16 protein-coding genes are annotated in these 16801 nt (G+C 58.9%); 4 read left to right on the forward strand and 12 right to left on the reverse strand.

Annotated features, from left to right (window positions below; genetic code table 11):
- Positions 1–2 precede the first annotated feature (2 nt).
- The 4 genes from EPE01S_RS01150 to EPE01S_RS01165 all read right to left on the reverse strand — a co-directional run bounded on the left by EPE01S_RS01150 (position 3) and on the right by EPE01S_RS01165 (position 4722).
- The gene (locus tag EPE01S_RS01150) at positions 3–2366 is read right to left on the reverse strand and encodes a membrane-bound PQQ-dependent dehydrogenase, glucose/quinate/shikimate family (protein WP_062742733.1); all 2364 of its coding nucleotides are present in this window, start codon (positions 2364–2366) and stop codon (positions 3–5) included.
- 333 nt (positions 2367–2699) lie between these two features.
- Positions 2700–3959 carry a PTS ascorbate transporter subunit IIC gene (gene ulaA, locus EPE01S_RS01155; RefSeq protein ID WP_062742734.1) on the reverse strand — a complete coding sequence of 420 codons (1260 nt, stop codon included), beginning with the start codon at positions 3957–3959 and terminating at the stop codon, positions 2700–2702.
- Between the two features lie 13 nt (positions 3960–3972).
- A complete protein-coding gene (locus tag EPE01S_RS01160) occupies positions 3973–4260 on the reverse strand; it encodes a PTS sugar transporter subunit IIB (RefSeq protein ID WP_062742735.1) in 288 nt (95 codons plus the stop codon).
- An 18-nt stretch (positions 4261–4278) separates the two neighbouring features.
- On the reverse strand, positions 4279–4722 hold the full coding sequence (locus EPE01S_RS01165; RefSeq protein WP_062742736.1) for a PTS sugar transporter subunit IIA: 444 nt from the start codon (positions 4720–4722) through the stop codon (positions 4279–4281).
- A 208-nt stretch (positions 4723–4930) separates the two neighbouring features.
- Here EPE01S_RS01165 and EPE01S_RS01170 point away from each other — a divergent pair, with 208 nt between their 5' ends.
- Both EPE01S_RS01170 and EPE01S_RS01175 read left to right on the forward strand, forming a co-directional pair.
- Positions 4931–6121 carry a LacI family DNA-binding transcriptional regulator gene (locus EPE01S_RS01170; RefSeq protein WP_062742737.1) on the forward strand — a complete coding sequence of 397 codons (1191 nt, stop codon included), beginning with the start codon at positions 4931–4933 and terminating at the stop codon, positions 6119–6121.
- A 79-nt stretch (positions 6122–6200) separates the two neighbouring features.
- Positions 6201–7658, forward strand: a complete 1458-nt coding sequence (locus tag EPE01S_RS01175; RefSeq protein ID WP_062742738.1) for an AMP nucleosidase — start codon at positions 6201–6203, stop codon at positions 7656–7658.
- A 189-nt stretch (positions 7659–7847) separates the two neighbouring features.
- On the opposite strand, the gene EPE01S_RS01180 is transcribed toward EPE01S_RS01175, so the two are convergent.
- Positions 7848–8249, reverse strand: coding sequence for a VOC family protein (locus EPE01S_RS01180; protein WP_062742739.1), 402 nt, complete (start codon positions 8247–8249; stop codon positions 7848–7850).
- Between the two features lie 371 nt (positions 8250–8620).
- Between EPE01S_RS01180 and EPE01S_RS01185 the strand changes: the two genes are divergently transcribed.
- A complete protein-coding gene (locus EPE01S_RS01185; RefSeq protein WP_062742740.1) occupies positions 8621–9676 on the forward strand; it encodes a 2,3-butanediol dehydrogenase in 1056 nt (351 codons plus the stop codon).
- Positions 9677–9815: 139 nt separating this feature from the next.
- Here EPE01S_RS01185 and EPE01S_RS01190 read toward each other — a convergent pair whose 3' ends face one another.
- Entirely contained in the window at positions 9816–10079 is a 264-nt protein-coding gene (locus tag EPE01S_RS01190) for a DUF2798 domain-containing protein (RefSeq protein WP_062742741.1), read from the reverse strand.
- Positions 10080–10206: 127 nt separating this feature from the next.
- On the opposite strand from EPE01S_RS01190, the gene EPE01S_RS01195 reads away from it, so the two are divergent.
- Positions 10207–11109 carry a LysR family transcriptional regulator gene (locus EPE01S_RS01195; RefSeq protein ID WP_062742742.1) on the forward strand — a complete coding sequence of 301 codons (903 nt, stop codon included), beginning with the start codon at positions 10207–10209 and terminating at the stop codon, positions 11107–11109.
- A 30-nt stretch (positions 11110–11139) separates the two neighbouring features.
- Here EPE01S_RS01195 and EPE01S_RS01200 read toward each other — a convergent pair whose 3' ends face one another.
- From EPE01S_RS01200 to EPE01S_RS01225, 6 genes are all read right to left on the reverse strand, one after another.
- Entirely contained in the window at positions 11140–11961 is an 822-nt protein-coding gene (locus tag EPE01S_RS01200; RefSeq protein WP_222682141.1) for an NADPH-dependent F420 reductase, read from the reverse strand.
- A complete protein-coding gene (locus tag EPE01S_RS01205) occupies positions 11921–12655 on the reverse strand; it encodes an NADPH-dependent F420 reductase (protein ID WP_062742743.1) in 735 nt (244 codons plus the stop codon). The genes EPE01S_RS01200 and EPE01S_RS01205 overlap by 41 nt, the downstream gene beginning before the upstream one ends.
- Positions 12656–12686: 31 nt before the next feature.
- Positions 12687–13115, reverse strand: a complete 429-nt coding sequence (locus EPE01S_RS01210) for a MarR family winged helix-turn-helix transcriptional regulator (RefSeq protein ID WP_240043896.1) — start codon at positions 13113–13115, stop codon at positions 12687–12689.
- Between the two features lie 220 nt (positions 13116–13335).
- Complete coding sequence (locus EPE01S_RS01215) at positions 13336–14088, reverse strand: lipoyl protein ligase domain-containing protein (RefSeq protein WP_240343608.1); 753 nt, start codon at positions 14086–14088, stop codon at positions 13336–13338.
- Positions 14088–16034 carry a sigma-54-dependent Fis family transcriptional regulator gene (locus tag EPE01S_RS01220; RefSeq protein ID WP_062742744.1) on the reverse strand — a complete coding sequence of 649 codons (1947 nt, stop codon included), beginning with the start codon at positions 16032–16034 and terminating at the stop codon, positions 14088–14090. The genes EPE01S_RS01215 and EPE01S_RS01220 overlap by 1 nt, the downstream gene beginning before the upstream one ends.
- A 62-nt stretch (positions 16035–16096) precedes the next feature.
- Entirely contained in the window at positions 16097–16732 is a 636-nt protein-coding gene (locus EPE01S_RS01225) for a DUF998 domain-containing protein (RefSeq protein ID WP_062742745.1), read from the reverse strand.
- Positions 16733–16801: the final 69 nt, after the last annotated feature.

The following is a 16801-nucleotide window of genomic DNA, read 5'->3' on the forward strand; positions in this document are numbered from 1 at the left end:
GGTTATTTCAGACGGTACGCCACCACGGCATCACCCGCTTTGGTTCCGAGTGAACCGTGTCCCCCTGCGGCAATCACCACATACTGTTTGTTATCACTGCCCATGTAGGTGGCCGGCGTTGCCTGACCCCCCGCTGGCAGTTCAGTCTGCCACAGCAGTTCACCGGTGCTGACATCGTATGCGCGGAAGAAGTTATCTGCCGTTGCACCGTGGAACACCACGTCCCCCGCCGTGGTTAACGGCCCACCGTGTGCCACCATCCCCATCGGGAAGCCTATCGGGAAGCGGCCCGGCAGGAAGCTGGTGTTGAGGTTCTTCGTAGTGCCCACGCGGCGCAGCCACTCGGTTTTACCGGTTTTCAGATCCACGCCCACCATCCGACCCCACGGCGGTGCAATGCACGGAATGCCCAGGCTGGAGGAGAGCTGCTGGATGTGGATTGCGTAATCCCCGTCAAAGTTCTCATTCCAGTACGGCGTACCGTCTTTGGTGAACAGGCGCTGATCCGCATTAGCCGGGGTGCGTTTGATCAGGTTGTATTTGTACGCCAGACGCACCGGCGAGGCGATGAGGATCTGACGCTCAGGGTCGACCGCCACCGAGCCCCAGTTGAACACGCCAATGTTACCCGGGAAGATAATCGACCCGGCTTCCGTTGCTGGCGTCCACGGATTGCCGTCATAACGCAGTGACTTAAAGTCGATGCGGCAGGCCATCTGGTCAAACGGGGTCAGCCCCCACATCGCTTTTTCGGTCAGCGGTGCCGGAATAAAGTTCAGCGCGGAAACCGGCTGCGTCGGGGCGTATTGCTCACCGCTGATACCCTGCGTAGAGACGTCCACCTGGTTAACCGGATAGACCGGCTGCCCGGTCAGACGGTTGAGCACAAACAGGTTGCCGGTTTTGGTCGGCAGGATCACCACCGGCTGTTTCTGGCCCTGATAGTCGATATCCAGCAGCGAAGGCTGCGACGGATTATCGCGATCCCACAGATCATTTTTCGATGACTGGAAGCGCCATTTAAAGCGGCCGGTTTGCAGATCCAGCGCCACCAGCGTATCGCGGAATTTCTCGGTGTTACTGCTGGCATCACGTCCGATACCGACTTCATCCGGCGAGGCATTGCCAAACGGCACATACACCAGGCCATTTTTCAGGTCGGCACTCAGCGTTCCCCAGGCCACAGGCGTGTCCTGCGGGTAGTCCTGGCCAGCGGCAATCGGCTGCGTATTTTCCGGGTTGGCCGGGTCGAAGTTCCATACCAGCTTACCGGTTATCGCGTCATACGCGCGGATCACGCCGGACGGATTGCCGCTGTTGAAGCCGTTATCCATCACTGAGCCGCCCACAATCACCAGGTTACCCGCCACCAGCGGGGCCGCAGTCTGCATCAGCGCATGAGGGCGGACTTTACCCATATTGGCGTGCAGATCCACCACGCCATTATCGCCAAAGTCGGCACACAGCTTGCCGGTATCCGCATCCAGGGCGATCAGGTGGGCATCGTTGCTGGCGTTGTAGATGCGCTTGCGACATATCGCAGGCTGGGCTGCCGTCGCCTCCGCCTGCACGCTGCTGCCGTCATAATAGCTCACGCCACGGCAGGTCTGATGCTGCTGCAGGTACGAGGCCTCTTTCGCTGGCTGATATTTCCACTTCAGCGCGCCCGTTTCCGGGTTCAGCGCATGAACCTCATTGTGCGGGGTACAGAAATAGACCGTGTTGTTCACCTTGAGCGGCGTCGCTTCAAAGGTGTACTCAGTGGCATCTTTGGCCGCGTCACGCACGTCACCAGTATGGTACGTCCAGGCGACGTCCAGCTGGCTGACGTTGTCTTTGGTGATCTGCTTCAGGTCGGAGAAACGCAGACCATTGCTGGTGCCGCCGTAGGCCGTCCAGTCCCTGCCCGCCACCTCAGTATCGCTGCTCTGACGCTGGGTGGTGATGGTACCTGCCTGCGGCAGCGGATCGTAAAACATCATTCCCACCACCAGCGCCACGATCAGGATAACCGTAGTGCCGAGGAACGGATGAAAGCGGCGTCCCTGCTGGGGGTACAGCGGACGAACCACCCAGGGAAGCGCCAGCCACAGGCCGATGACCCCGATGATGTCGCCTCGGGGGATCCACTGCCATTTATCGAAACCGACTTCATAAATCATCCATGCCAGTACCGCCCACATCAGAAGAGCGTACAGAGACAGCGCGATTCTCTTTCTCATCAACAGCAGGATGGCCGTCACTAACAGGCCAAGACCCATCAGCACATAAAAAGGTGTTCCGCCGACCAGCAGCAGTTTTGTCCCCATATAGAGCAGCGCAATCCCAACGATTGCGATGACTATACCGGTTATCTTGTTAAGCATTGGTATCCCTTAGTGTTAAAGTGCGTAATTATTAACTGACATATAATTACAACGTACTTACACTAATTTAACTAAAAAATTCCGATATAAACACAACTTTATTTGAATTGTTATCGGTAACCCCCCTCAGCTTCTGGCGGCATTTTTCTGCGAGCCCTGCCGAAAAGCGTAGAAAATCTCCCCTTCCCAGGCCGCCTTGCGCCCCGTTTCAGCCAGAGAAAACGTAGGATCCCGATGCATGTGCTTTTACGGGCATTTGAAAGTACGAAAGGCGGGAACGGCAGTGAAGAGTGAAAAAAAGCCGGTCATCAGATGACCGGCTTTGCGGGAAGATTAACGCACAATCAGGCCTAACAGGATGCCGACGGCACCGAAGTCAGAGTCACTGAAGGTGGTGTTCGCCAGGCCAATACTGCCCAGTACCGGCAGCAGGAACACCGGGATAAAGGTGATCAGCAGACCGTTGGTGAAGGCACCGAGAATCGCTCCCCGGCGGCCCCCCGTAGCATTACCAAACACCCCGGCGGCAGCACCAACAAAGAAGTGTGGTACCACGCCCGGAATAATCACCGTCATGTTCAGCGCATACAGCAGGAACATGCCCAGTACACCGGCCACAAAGCTGCTGAGGAAGCCCACCAGTACCGCATTCGGGGCGTACGGGAACACCACCGGGCAGTCGAGCGCCGGTTTGGCATTCGGCACCAGCCGGTCAGAGATCCCCTTAAAGGCCGGGACGATTTCTGCAATCACCATGCGCACGCCCTGCAGGACGATATAAACACCGGCTGCAAAGGTGATGGACTGCATCAGTGAGAACATAAACCAGTTCTTACCACCGGCATTCATCTCCTTGACCGTTGACGGGCCCGCGACCAGGCAGGTAAAGATAAAGATGAAGAACATGGTAAAGGCGATGGCCACCGGCGTATCACGCAGGAACAGCAGGCTTTTCGGCACTTCCATATCTTCGGTCGATTTCTCTTTGTTACCAAACTTGCTGCCGATCCAGGCGGAAAGCAGCTGAGAAATGGCCGAGAAGTGGCCGAAGGCGACATCGTCTGAGCCGGTGACCTTCTTCATGTACGGATGAACAATCGCCGGGAAGAAGACCATTGAGACCCCCACCACCAGCGAACCCACGGCAATCAGCGGAACGCCCTTCATACCTGCCGTGGCCAGGATCACCGCCACCATCATTGACATAAACAGCGTGTGGTGACCGGTCAGGAAGATATATTTCCACGGGGTGAAACGGGCAATCGCAATGTTGATGACCATGGCGAAGAACATGATCATTGCCATTTCGGTACCGAAGCTCTTCTGCGCCACCGCCACAATCGCTTCGTTGTTCGGCACAACGCCCGGAATGCCAAAGGCATGATGGAAGATAGCCGCAAAGTCACCCAGCGATGACACAATCAGGCCCGCACCGGCACCGAGGATCAGGAAGCCCATGACGGTTTTCACCGTCCCTTTGATCACTTCCGTCGCCGGTTTCTTTTGCGCCACCAGGCCAATCAGCGCGATCAGGCCGACCAGAATCGACGGCTCCGATAACACATCACTCATTAAAAAACGGAAAAATTCCATTTTTGGCTCCCTGTTATAACGCGCCGAGCTCTGTCAGAGCCGCTGAAATACGCTCTTTCATTGCCACTTTGTCGACCATGTTTTTCAGGGAGACAATCTTACCGCCCACCTGCTGGGCGACCAGCTGCTCGGCAATGTCGGAGGTACCGACGAAGATGTCGCTGGCGGTCCCTTTGGCGGAACCGAGGTCAACATGGTCGACTTCTGCATTCACGCCCAGTTCTTTAACGATGCTCTTAATGCTCATTTCCATCATCAGGCTGGTACCTAAACCATTGCCACATACCACGGTAATTTTCATATTGTCCTCTGGAGATTATTAATAACGTGAAATAATGGATAAAATCTGCTCTGGCTGCGTCGCCGCCATCAGCGACGCGGTGTCCTCAGGGGTATCGAACAGATGGGCCAGCGCCGTAATAATGCCGATATGGCTGTTACTGTCGGTCGCGGCCAGCACGATCAGCAGATGCACCGGGTCGTTACCCTCTGAGTCGAAGTTAACGCCCTCGCGGATCACCGTCAGGCTGACGCCCATTTTGTTCGCGCCGTCTTCCGGACGCGCATGAGGCATAGCGATGCCGGGGCCAACCACGTAATATGGACCAATGGCCTCATGTGAGCGGTAAATCGCTTCGACATAGCGGGCTTCAATGGTGCCGTTATCACGCAGCGGCTGGCAGGAAAGTGAGACAGCCTGACGCCAGTCAGCACAGGCAGGGATAATCTGAACAACATCGGCTGTCAGTAATTCTTTAAGCATTGTTTGTCACCTCTCTCTAATCGCAGGAGCAGAGTAGTGCCAGAGCAAAGGGAATAATGTGACGGGCATCTAAAAAGATAACGCTAACTGTTATAACTATCATTAATTGTGACCGGCCTATCATCTGCCGGAGAATAAGTTGTTGCCGGATGTCGGTATCGGCACACTGCGAAGGTGCCATAAACAGGGTTGTAAAGGAGAAACCAGGATGCGCAAGCGTCGCGGCAGTGGCCGGGTAACGTTGCAGGATATCGCCGATTATGTCGGTGTCGGGGCCATGACTGTGTCGCGCGTCATGCGGACGCCGGAGCTGGTTTCTGAAAAAGTCCGCAATAAAGTAGAACAGGCCGTCAGCGTGCTCGGCTACGAAGCCAATACGGAAGCCAGCGCGCTGTCAGCGCAGGGGGTAAACCGCGTGACCCTACAGGATGTCGCGCGCCATGCCGGTGTCGGCCCGATGACCGTCTCCCGTGCGCTACGCGATCCAGGCCAGGTCTCTGCGGCCTCGCTGGAGAAAATCCGCCAGGCCGTGGAGGAACTGGGCTATGTGCCCAATCAGGCCGCGAGCAGTCTGGCCTCCTCGCAGCTGCACACCGTCGCGGTGCTGTATCCTTTTCAGCACGACCGCGCCAGCACCCGCTTTGTTCAGGCCCTGCAGCAGACGCTGAGTAAGCAGCCCTTCCAGCTGATTATGGCCTGCCACGAATATCATCAGTATGGCGAAACGCCGCTGGTGGAAAAACTGCTGCAAAACCGCCCCTCTGCCCTCGTCCTGTTTGGCGCGCAGCTGTCGAAAAAGACCTGTGAGCTGATTGAATCCGCCGAACTGGTGACGGTGAACGTCTGCGGCGCGGAACGGTTTTCCGCCGACATCACCCTCGATATTGCCATCAGCGATGCCGCTGAACGTCTGACCGCCCATCTGCTGGATAAAGGCTATCGCCGTATCGGGTTTATCGGTGCGCAGACAGATAACCGCCTGCACAAACAGCAGCTTAATGGCTGGCACAAAGCGATGCTGATGCACTATCAGAATGCGGATCTGATGATCACCGTTCCGGATGCGCCAAGCCTGCAGTTTGGCCGCTATGCGCTGGGTCAGTTGTTGCAAAGCCAGCCGGATCTGGACGCGATTATTTGCAGCCATGAGGAGATCGCCTTCGGCGTGCTGTCTGAGTGCCAGCGCCGGCTGCTGAAGGTGCCTTATGACCTGGCCGTGGCGTGTCTGGATGGTTCTGACAACTGCGATCACACCTTCCCCGCCCTCACCTCCATGCGCCTCAATTACGAAAAGCTGGGACACCAGGTGGGACAGCAGCTGATGGCGATGCTGGATGATGCCCCGTCGCCACAGGAAGAACAGGTCAGATTCAGCCTGGAGCCCGGGGCCAGCAGCTGAGGGGTTTCATGCGCTATCCTTTTGCTGTTATCTTCAGGTAGTCTGTGAGACAAACGTGCAAACGATTCAAGGAGATACCATGACTTACCCCGTAGCGCGATCCCTGACGGTCACTGAAGCGCTGGATAGCCTGGAAAACCATTACAACGCCGCCGTTGAGGCCCTGCGCGAGGCGATCACCGCTTTTGTCGCTGACGGCAGCCTGCCCGATGCGACCCGGCGCGCCGCCGGGCTGTTTGTTTACCCGCAGCTGCGCGTCACCTGGGATGGCGTGGCACCCTCGCAGCGTCTGACCCGTGCCTTCGGCCGCTTTACCCGCGCCGGAAGCTACAGCACCACCATTACCCGCCCGGCGCTGCTGCGCCACTACCTCAGCGAACAGCTGACCATGCTGACCGGTGAATATCAGGTGCAGATCGACGTGCTGCCGTCGCAGCAGGAGATCCCGTTCCCCTATGTGATTGACGGGTCCGGGCTGGCGCTGGATCGCAGTATGAGCGCAGGCATCGCCCAGCATTTCCCCACCACCGAACTGTCGCAGATTGGTGATGAGAACGCCGACGGGCTGCTGGTGCCGGGCGAAACGTTTCCGCTGTCCCACTTCGACGCGCTGCGTACCGACTTCTCGCTGGCCCGCCTGCGCCATTACACCGGCACCCCGGTGGAAGATTTCCAGCCCTACGTGCTGTTTACCAACTACACGCGCTATGTGGATGAATTTGTCTCCTGGGCCTGCGAACAGATCGCAGACCCGGACTCCCCTTATCTGGCCCTCTCCTGTGCCGGAGGCACCACCCTGACTCACGACACGCCGCACCCGGAGCAAACGATCTCCGACCTGGCGTGGAAAAAGCACCAGATGCCGGCCTGGCATCTGATCGCCAAAGACGGCCAGGGGATCACGCTGGTGAATATTGGCGTGGGTCCGTCCAATGCCAAAACCATCTGTGACCATCTCGCCGTGCTGCGCCCGCACGCCTGGCTGATGATTGGCCACTGCGGCGGGCTGCGGGAAAGCCAGACCATTGGTGATTACGTACTGGCACATGCTTATCTGCGCGACGACCACGTTCTGGACGCCGTGCTGCCACCGGATATCCCTATTCCGAGCATTGCCGAAGTGCAGCGCGCGCTGTACGACGCCACCAAACAGGTGAGCGGCATGCCGGGTGAAGCGGTGAAAGAGCGGCTGCGCACCGGCACGGTCGTCACCACCGACGATCGCAACTGGGAGCTGCGCTATTCCGCTTCCGCGCTGCGTTTCAACCTCAGCCGCGCCGTGGCGGTCGATATGGAAAGCGCCACCATTGCTGCCCAGGGCTACCGCTTCCGCGTGCCTTACGGCACCCTGCTCTGCGTCTCTGACAAACCGCTGCACGGCGAGATCAAGCTGCCGGGTCAGGCCAACCGCTTCTATGAAGGCGCGATCTCCGAGCACCTGCAGATTGGTATCCGCGCCATCGATCTGCTGCGTGCCGAGGGCGACCGCCTGCACTCACGCAAGCTGCGGACGTTCAACGAACCGCCGTTCCGGTGATGATCGATATTTAGGGTAAAACCGCTTATGCCTTTGAGGTAAGCGCTGTTTGGATAAATTCAGGATGCTATCCCGTTGAGGGATGGCATTTTTTTGTGTGGGTGTTAGGGGACGGATGGCGGGTAAGAGCGAAAAGCGGACATTGTAGTGGGGCCGGAAAAGTCGTGACGCCCCAACTGTAAAAGGGCTTTAATTTTGCTTGTTCTGGTAAAGATCCCAGCGATTGCCGTAGATGTCCTCAAACACAACGACTATCCCGTACTCCTCCTCCCGCGGTTCCTGGCAGAAGTGAACACCCTTTTCCTTCATGGCGTTATAGTCGCGCCAGAAGTCGTCAGTCTGCAGGAACAGAAATACCCGCCCGCCGCACTGGTTGCCGATAAAACCTTCTTGACGCTCGTTTGAAGCACGGGCCAGGAGAAGATTACAGTGGCTTTCGGGATTGGGCGTCACAACGACCCATCGTTTACCCGGTTGGGGCGTGTCTTCTACCAGCGTAAAGCCCAGCTTGTCGGTGTAGTAATCAATTGCACGGTCATAGTCGTCGACCACGATAGCCACATACCCCATGCATCGCTTTTGCGTTCTCATTTCTGCTCCATAAGATTTCAGACACTACTGACTTGAAGTAATTTTTTAACACAACCGAAAGCTATTAGCAGTATTGATGATTCCAAAATGACAATTTCCGCTCCTGGCACAAAAGAAGACACCCGCACTTTTCCCGAACACTCTCAATCTCCCCCTCCCCCGCCTCTCACCTGTTACACCCGCACCCCGTTACACCTGTCACACCCTTACGCCTTTTCCTGCTTCTACGCCAACCCTCTTCTCAAAAAAATCAACAGGTTACCCAAACTCTCACTTCTGGCACGCTTTTCGCACTATGCAGCCCTGAGTTCCTGATCCGGCCCCATCAGTGGCAGTGGACAGGATGTAGACCAATCTCAAGGGAAAAGAAGATGAAAGCAGCACGTTGGTATAAAGCACATGACATCCGCATTGACGATATCGAAGAGCCTCAGGTTTCAGCCGGTAAGGTGAAAATCAAAGTGGCCTGGACCGGCATCTGCGGCAGCGATCTGCACGAATACCTCGCCGGCCCGATCTTTGTTCCGGTCGGCAAGCCGCACAAAATCAGCCACGACATTGCTCCTATCGTGATGGGCCACGAGTTCTCGGGCGAAGTGGTTGAGGTTGGTGCTGGCGTCAGTAAATTTAAAGCGGGCGACCGTGTGGTGGTCGAGCCAATCCTTGCGTGCCGCGAATGTGAAGCCTGCCGCGAGGGCAAATACAATCTGTGCGGCGACCTGGGCTTCCACGGTCTGTCCGGCGGCGGTGGCGGGTTCTCGTCATTTACCATGGTCGATGAGCATATGGTGCACCGCATGCCGGACGGTCTGTCTTACGAACAGGGCGCGCTGGTGGAACCTGCCGCCGTGGCCCTGCATGCCGTGCGCATGAGCAAACTGAAAGCCGGGGATAAAGCGGCGGTATTTGGTGCCGGCCCGATTGGTCTGCTGGTGATCGAAGCCCTGCGTGCGGCGGGAGCCTCGGAGATTTACGTCGTCGAGCTGTCGCCGCAGCGCGCCGAAAAAGCCCGCGAGCTGGGGGCTAACGTGGTCATCGACCCGGGCAAGCAGGATGCGGTAGCCACCATCCGTGAACTGAGCAAAGGCGGCGTTGACGTGTCGTTCGAAGTGACCGGCGTGCCGGTGGTGCTGAAGCAGTGTATTGATGCCACCCGCTACGAAGGCGAAACCATCATCGTTTCCATCTGGGAGGGTGAAGCCTCGTTCCACCCGAACAGGGTGGTACTGGCCGAACGCAGTGTGAAAGGCATCATCGCCTATCGCCATATTTTCCCGGCGGTGATGGAGCTGATGACCCAGGGGTATTTCCAGGCCGACAAGCTGGTCACCAAACGCATTGAACTGAACGATTTGGTGACCGAAGGGTTCGACGCGCTGGTGAAAGAGAAAAACCAGGTGAAAATCCTGGTCCGTCCACCGCAGTAACTGACTGCTCAGGGCAATCCCCCGCTGGGATTGCCCCACTCTCCCGCCCGGCCCCGTCCACAACGGCATTCATCTACCGCGCCATTAACGTGCGCGACGCTCACAGCCTGCCGCAAAGCAAACAGAAGCTCAGGTTGACTCAGTGACCGTGCACCGTCAGCCCTACCAGCCGCATCACCATCGGACGTACAACAAGGATGCAGACAAAAGCCGACGGCATGGCGACTTTATAAGCATTCATCACATTTTCCATGTAATGTGGCCCGAGGCCCGATTCCGCCAACGTGATCACCAGGCTCATTAAAAACGCCATAATCGTTGCCATATACAGCGCAAATATATAGGGTGAAGCCGGTTTTGGCAGGCGGGTGCGGGCACTATTTTTCGCAATAACAGGGGTCATCATCGGGTCCCTTTGGTGGGTGAGTGAAAAACAGCGACTAACCTAACAAGCCGGCCCGGGCGGCGGTAGAGCCGTTATGCTTTATTCATTATTAAGCAAATGTGACGAATCAGAGAGGGAGGGATCGATGGACGTATTGGGGCTGATCGGCAATTTTATCCGCGTGGTGGAAAACGGCAGTATTGCCGCAGCGGCCCGTGCCAGGGGGATGAGCCCGGCGGCGGTAAGCCAGAGTCTTTCCCGCCTGGAAACCCATCTGGGCGTGCGTCTGCTGTCGCGCACCACCCGCAGCATGACATTGACCGAAAGCGGGCAGCGTTATTTTGAGAAAGTGCGCCATATTCCGCATGATATCGACCTGGCCTCGCAGGCAGCATCGATGGAGTCCCGGCCACAGGGGCCCCTTTGCATCGCGACAACAGCGGCGTTTGGCCGCTACGTTATCGCGCCACTGATGCCCGAATTTAAAGCCTCTTTTCCCGATATTGATATTGAGCTTATCAGTACCGATCGCAACGTCGATCACCGGCTGGAAGGCGTTGACGTCAGTATCCGCATCGAGGCACAGCTGAACGATCAGCTGATCGCCAGGAAAATCGCCTCGCTGCCGTTTATCGTTTGTGCGGCCCCCGCTTATCTGGCGCGCGCCGGCCTTCCCCGCTCACCCGAAGACCTCAGCCGCCACGCCTGTCTGGTGTTCCGCTATCCGACAGACGGGCGTTTTCTTCCCTGGCATTTTACCGTCGACGGCCAGCCTGTTAACGCGAAGCTTAATCCGGAATTCATCAGCGATGATATTGATATTATTGCCAATATAGCCGTTAACGGCGGGGGAATTGCCCGGCTGGCCAGTTTTATTGCCCGGCCGCTGATCGCTAACGGCCAGCTCACAGCGTTATTCAGCGCAGACAACCGTGACGGGCGTTACACCGAGTCTTCACCCATGAATATTTATGCCTGCGTCAATGAACGTTCGGCCCTGAACTCAAAAGTCAGGGCCTTTATGACATTTTTAGAAGACAAGATGTAAGACGATGCGCTGGCGGGCCGCCGGACTGCGCTACATGAACAGTGCCCGGTGCAGGCGAACGAGATAATCCGCATCTGGGTTGGTTTTGTTGTCCCCCATCCGCTCCTGAATCGCCGCCACCGCCAGATCCCGTCTGGCCGGTAAACGCGCTATCTCCGCAGAGGCCAGTGCAGGTCCCATCTCTTCCCGGGTGAGATCGGTACAGTAGCAGGGCGCACCGGGCTGCTGTCGCCAGGATTCGGCCAGCGTTCCTGCATCGAAGGGATCGAAACCGGTGTCATTCACCAGATCCATAATCACCGTGCGGCGCTGCAGGGTATCGCCCGCCACGGGAATGGCCAGCCGTGCCGCGCTTTTGCCAGGCAGGCCTTTCTTCACCAACGAGTCCGAACCGATTGCGTTCCACGCCTTGACGATTGGTCGCCCCAGCAGCCCGGCAACCCACAGGCTTTCAACCTGCCCGTTAACGATCGCGCTGATGATGCCGTCCCGATGCGGGTAATAGTTCGAGGTATCGGCAATAATCACGTCTTCAGGCAACTGTTGAATAAGCGGGACGAGATCGCTGAGCCGGGTCAGCGGCACCGACAGGATCACCACCTGCACCTCTGCCAGCGCAGCGGCGGCGTCCGTGGCAACCGCGCCCGTGGCAAGCACCTCTGCGGCGATCGTTTCTGGCCCGCGGGAATTGGCCACCCTGACGCGATGACCGGCGGAGGCCAGTGTGCGCGCCAGCGTTTTGCCGATGTGACCGGTGCCGAGGATGCCGATACGCAGATTTTCTGTGTGTTTCATATTGTGTTCCTCATGCTCAGGCCGTGACCGCCCGGTTACGTTCAACAATGGCCTCATGCGTGAGCCTGTCGCCCGCTGACATAAATTCCTGCAGCAACGCCTCTCTGTTCAGCGGGGCACGATCTTTATCGGCCGCCTGAAGCGCCGCACGCAGCCCGTCACTGTCCAGTTCCGTGCAGTAGGCAGGCGTACCGGGCTGCTGCCGCCACGATTCACTGAGCGTGCCGCCGTCAACGGCATCAAAACCGGTGTCACTGACCAGCGACATCACCACGGATTTTGCTGCAGGACTGTCGCCAGCTACCGGGATGGCGATACGCGTTGCAGAACCGGCAGCCACGCCTTTTTCCTTCAGCGTCGCGGCAAGGACAGCATTCCACGCCTTCACCACGGGACGCTGCAGGAGGCCACTGGCGTAAACACTCTCAGGGGTGCCCTGGCGGAGCGCCTCAATGTCGCCATCGCGGAAGGGATAGTAGTTGGCAGTATCAATGACAATCACCGCTGGCGGCACGTCACGCAACAGGGTGGCCAGTTCAGCATGTTTATCAAAAGGCGTAGAGAGAATGATCACCTCAACATCGCGAACGGCCTCCTGACGTTCTACCGCCGTTACCCCCAGCTGACGCGCCAGTTCCGCGATGGTATCCGGGCTTCTCGAATTCGCCAGCTTAACGGTGTGACCACACCCGGCGAGTTTATGCGCCAGCGTTGAGCCAATATTTCCCGCGCCAATAATGCCTATGTTCATAAGTACACCTTTTGGTCTGAGTGGAAAGATATTATTTTTCAGCAGGATGCGCGAAATTGTTCAGGGTGTCGCGCAGCGCCACCAGCTCTGTCTCTGATAACTGACAGGCTGATTTAATGCGGTCGGTAATGCGCCACAGTTCGGTTTGCAGGGCACTCCCCGCCTCCGTCAGGGTAATCAGCACCCGCCGTTCATCGCTGCGGTCCCGCGTGCGGCAGATGTGCCCGGCGGCCTCCAGCCGTTTGAGAACGGGCGTGATGGTGCCAGTGTCCATACCGAGCTGGGTTCCGATGTCCCCCACCGTGCGCGGCGTGCCGTTAAACAGTTCAAGCATCACCAGATACTGAGGGAACGTGAGGCCCAGCGGATCGAGAAAAGGCTTATGCAGCCGGTTCATGCGGTTCGCCGCGCCGTATAACGCGAAGGAGAGTTGGGTACCGATTTGCTGTGGTGTCTGCATCTTCATTTCCGGTTTTTATCTGTTGCTTGATTATCTAGCGCGCTAGATAAAAGAGTAGCGCAGCTTTTTCCCCGGATAAAGGGTCAGGTATGGGTATTTTGTGCGGTATGAGAAGCCGGTGTCCGGCAGGTAAAGCGGTAAACCGGGGGCTATTGTCGCAGGCATCCCGCCCGCTCAGGCCTCCGGTCGTTCAGATAATGACCGTGCGGGATGAGCCGGGTCATCCCTGCGCGAGTTGTGCGATGATCGCCTCCGTGACGTCATCCCGCAGATGCGGAGACGGCGCTGGCAGCCTCTGCGCCACGCTGACGGTTTTCGCTGCCTGATAAAAGCGCCCACTGCCGAGTGCCGCTTCAAACTGATTCGCCAGACGATGCGCCGCCGTCAGATCGCAGTCCACCAGCAGCACCGCGTGCGCCAGCACTACATGGCGACGCGGCCCGTCGAAGGACTGGCCGGGTATCGCCTGCCAGTACTGCGCAGTGCCGGCAATTTTACGTGCCGCCGTGCCCTCCCCGCAGGCAAGGTTAAACCGCCCGTCGCAGAACGATCCTTCCACCGCCTGCCACTGGGTGGCCACCCCTGTCTCTGCCAGCGCGGCGCGCAAAATACCACACAAATGGTGATACACCCCTTCGGCGGCTTCGCCGAGCGTGAGCGCCGTCGGGTACGCCAGGCTGAGGTTGAGGATCCCCGGCCCCTGCGGCACCAGACCGCCGCCGGACTTACGTAAAAATACCGGGCAGCCGTCAGCCGCGAAGGCGTCACGCACCGCCTCCAGCCGCGCAAAACGCCGGTAGCTGGCGGGCACCACCAGTGACTTTGGCCCGGACCAGATGCGGGCGACTTTCTGACCGGCGGCGGCTAACTCAAACAGCCCACTCTCAGCCTGAGTCGGGTCCGCACAGTGCTGCCGTCCCCCTTCAGGAACTGAAAACGGCCCCTCACCTGTAACAGGAGAAAATGCTTTCATCATTCTCCTTCTGCGCCGCGTTTCGGGGCGGTATTCGGCGACTGAATGCCGTAGCGCTGCATCCGGCGGTAGAGCGTCATGCGGCTGATGCCCATCTGACGCGCGACCGCGCTGTGGTTCCAGCGTGCGGCCCGCAGGGACTGCAGCAGAAGCACGGCCTCCGGTGGGATATCCGTCAGGAGCGACGCCGGTTCAGCAGGGCCGGTCAGGGTTTCCGGCAGATCCTGCGCCGTTATCTCACCGCCGTCGCTCATGGCCACCGCATACTCCAGCGCATTACTGAGCTCGCGCAGGTTGCCCGGCCACTCATGCTGATGCAGACACTGGCGAGCTGCGACCGTCAGCGAAGCCCGGTTGCCCAGCAGCTTATCAATCAACCAGTCGAGATCGTCGCGGTGACGCAGCGCCGGCAGGGAGATCCGCGCCCCCTGTAAACGATAGAACAGATCGGCACGGAAACGCCCCTGTTCAACCCGCTGCTCAAGCGCGTGGTGGGATGCGGAGATAATGCGGATATTGACCGGCACCGGACGCGATGCCCCCACCGGCAGCACCTCCTGTTCGGCCACCACGCGCAGCAGACGCGTCTGCAACTCCAGCGGCATATCACCGATTTCATCGAGGAACAGCGTGCCGCCATCGGCCTCCTGGATCAGCCCGCGTCGGCCCCGGCTGCCGGCACCCGAAAAACTGCCCGGCAGGTGGCCAAACAGCTCACTTTCAATCAGCGTCGGGGCGATCGCAGCACAGTTCACCGCAATAAACGGCTGCGACCGGCGCGCGCTGGCCTGGTGAAACGCCCGGGCAAAATACTCTTTGCCACAGCCGGTTTCACCGTGTACCACCAGGTGCAGGGACGCGTTCAGCAGGCGTGACGCACGCTGTAACTGCTGTTGAAAAGCCGGATCGCCCCCGGTCAGTGACGCCAGCGGGGCGGGTAGCGGCGCAGGGACGCTAACAGCCTGCCGCTGAGGCCGCGTTGCCGGTTGTACCGCCGTCACGTACAGTCGCTCCCCGCTGTTGATCCGCTGCAGCTGGCCGTGACGTCCGCTGGCGCTGGCCAGCCAGTCCGGCAGGCGGTCAACCGAGGTGTGAAACAGCTGTTCGATTGGCATACCCGGCAGCACACTGCGGCTGTGGGGAGATGGCGCGGTCAGGCCCAGCTCCTGTTCCAGCATCCGCTGCGCACGGTGATTGTGCCCCACCAGCCGGCCGCCTGCGTCGATGGCAATCAGATAATCCGGGCTGACCTCCACAAACGGCGTTTCCGCACTGAGCTTCAGTATCCAGTCGTGACGGTGCCGGTACTCAAACCACGCATTTTCTATCCGCTGCGCACAGAGCCTGGCGAGCTGCAACGCCAGCTGCTGACCGGCTTTTGGCTGCGGCGAGGTCAGCGCAGAGACGTCGAGGATGGCGTAAAGCTGTCCCTGGGGATCGAACAGCGGCACCGCCGAACAGGAGAGCGCGATGTGGGTGGCATCGAAATGGTCATTATGATGGACGGTCAGCGCTTTTCCGGTTGCCAGCGCCGTGCCGACCGCACAGGTGCCCGCCCAGGCCTCCGACCAGTGTGCGCCCAGAAACAGCCCGGCGCGACGCAGGCTGATTTCTGCACTGTCATCACCGTAATAGTCGACCGTCACCCCCGTGGCATCCGTCAGCAGCAGGACATAGCCCGCCGGCGCAATCTGCCGGTAGAGCGCCTCCAGGCAGTGACGGGCAATGTGGCGAAACTCCTCCAGCTGCTGGCGGTGCTCACGCAGTTCATGCCACGGCAGGATCCGCGCCGCCTGCATCCGGCTGGGATCCAGCCCGTGATGGTCGACACAGCGCTGCCACGAGTCAAGGATCGTCCGATCGTGCTGGCGCAGCGCCAGGGAAGAGGCGTGCTGGCTGACGGTGGCGGCCACGGCGGCGATATGTTCACGCTGGCTATGATTCAAGACACTCTCCTCAGGAACCTGCGCGGAGGCGCAGTGGGGTGGCAGACTCTCCGCTGCCGACGTTATTTATCAATACGGTAACGGGATCCCGCCAGCAGCAACGACACCCCGGTGACAATCTGCCACAGGGTGATGGGATAGACAGCGGCCCGCTCAATCAGGCCGACATGCACGGGTACCCAGGGGATCGCCAGCATACAGACCAGGCCACAGACCCCCAGTATCAGGCTGAAAGACGCATAAACCCAGGATACTCGCCGCCCTGCCAGGCCCACGGCGATCAGGCAGAGGTTACCGCCGCCAATCGCCATGACTGCACCAATCTGATGGAGCGTGATGCCTGCCGCCGGGCCGCCGCTGTGGAACAGCGCAATTAACACTCCGCCGGTGCCGTGAAGACCGCCTGCCAGCAGCGCGGCCCCACCGGTCAGTCCGGGGATCTGCCGGCGCAGCAGCCCGCAGGCCAGTATAAACAGCAGCCCTTCCGCCGCAAAGCCAGCATTCATCACGTCGTGCAGCGGGGAACAGATTTGTGGCCCGCAGCCCGGGATCCCCAGGTCGCTGATATAGTTGTGGCTGTAACGATAGGCCGGGTGATGCCAGGCCAGGGCGCTGAGGCGTTCTGCCAGCAAATACAGCAGCCCACCCGCAGCAAAACAGAGTGCGCCTGCACGCTGACGGCCCGTTAATGACAACATAGTCTTCTCCTGTTTCGGCTGCGCTCAGTCTGACAGAGCGCCCAAAAAAAACCACCCCAACGGGGTGGT

This window comes from Erwinia persicina NBRC 102418, from assembly GCF_001571305.1.
Taxonomy (GTDB): domain Bacteria; phylum Pseudomonadota; class Gammaproteobacteria; order Enterobacterales; family Enterobacteriaceae; genus Erwinia; species Erwinia persicina.

Excerpts from the sequence above, each read along its gene's own strand:
- EPE01S_RS01170 (WP_062742737.1), top strand. The coding sequence starts at position 4,931 with ATGCGCAAGCGTCGCGGCAGTGGCCGGGTAACGTTGCAGGATATCGCC.
- EPE01S_RS01160 (WP_062742735.1), bottom strand. The coding sequence starts at position 4,260 with ATGAAAATTACCGTGGTATGTGGCAATGGTTTAGGTACCAGCCTGATG.
- ulaA (WP_062742734.1), bottom strand. The coding sequence starts at position 3,959 with ATGGAATTTTTCCGTTTTTTAATGAGTGATGTGTTATCGGAGCCGTCG.
- EPE01S_RS01180 (WP_062742739.1), bottom strand. The coding sequence starts at position 8,249 with ATGAGAACGCAAAAGCGATGCATGGGGTATGTGGCTATCGTGGTCGAC.
- EPE01S_RS01200 (WP_222682141.1), bottom strand. The coding sequence starts at position 11,961 with ATGAGGCCATTGTTGAACGTAACCGGGCGGTCACGGCCTGAGCATGAG.
- EPE01S_RS01165 (WP_062742736.1), bottom strand. The coding sequence starts at position 4,722 with ATGCTTAAAGAATTACTGACAGCCGATGTTGTTCAGATTATCCCTGCC.
- EPE01S_RS01215 (WP_240343608.1), bottom strand. The coding sequence starts at position 14,088 with ATGAAAGCATTTTCTCCTGTTACAGGTGAGGGGCCGTTTTCAGTTCCT.
- EPE01S_RS01185 (WP_062742740.1), top strand. The coding sequence starts at position 8,621 with ATGAAAGCAGCACGTTGGTATAAAGCACATGACATCCGCATTGACGAT.
- EPE01S_RS01195 (WP_062742742.1), top strand. The coding sequence starts at position 10,207 with ATGGACGTATTGGGGCTGATCGGCAATTTTATCCGCGTGGTGGAAAAC.
- EPE01S_RS01175 (WP_062742738.1), top strand. The coding sequence starts at position 6,201 with ATGACTTACCCCGTAGCGCGATCCCTGACGGTCACTGAAGCGCTGGAT.
- EPE01S_RS01150 (WP_062742733.1), bottom strand. The coding sequence starts at position 2,366 with ATGCTTAACAAGATAACCGGTATAGTCATCGCAATCGTTGGGATTGCG.
- EPE01S_RS01205 (WP_062742743.1), bottom strand. The coding sequence starts at position 12,655 with ATGAACATAGGCATTATTGGCGCGGGAAATATTGGCTCAACGCTGGCG.
- EPE01S_RS01210 (WP_240043896.1), bottom strand. The coding sequence starts at position 13,115 with ATGCAGACACCACAGCAAATCGGTACCCAACTCTCCTTCGCGTTATAC.
- EPE01S_RS01225 (WP_062742745.1), bottom strand. The coding sequence starts at position 16,732 with ATGTTGTCATTAACGGGCCGTCAGCGTGCAGGCGCACTCTGTTTTGCT.
- EPE01S_RS01190 (WP_062742741.1), bottom strand. The coding sequence starts at position 10,079 with ATGACCCCTGTTATTGCGAAAAATAGTGCCCGCACCCGCCTGCCAAAA.